Source organism: Pseudomonas sp. 2995-3 (assembly GCF_002742565.1).
Lineage (GTDB): Bacteria > Pseudomonadota > Gammaproteobacteria > Pseudomonadales > Pseudomonadaceae > Aquipseudomonas > Aquipseudomonas edaphica.
Genome location: NZ_LJSB01000435.1, coordinates 1 through 238, shown reverse-complemented (window position 1 = coordinate 238; position 238 = coordinate 1). Strand labels below are relative to the sequence as shown.

General features: G+C 35.3%; 1 protein-coding gene. It reads right to left on the bottom strand.

What is annotated here, in order from left to right:
* Positions 1 to 238: BCCT family transporter (locus AOA62_RS29945; RefSeq protein WP_218244253.1), on the bottom strand; the 238-nt coding region annotated here is incomplete at both ends.

Below are 238 nucleotides of genomic sequence, written 5' to 3'. Positions count from 1 at the left end.
ATAATAGAAAGCTTGAAGCGGCTAAGAGATAGAACCACCCAAATTGTTCAGTTATAAAGCCTTGTATGGCTTCAGTCACATAGCGCATATCTCCAGGAGCAATAACCCCCCAAAGTATAAAAGCAATTGCAATAGCAAATGATATGGTAAAAACAGGTGTTAACTTATTCAAAACAAAAAAACCACCTTTCAACAATCTATGAAAATGAAACACCTTGTCGATGTTAACATACTTTTC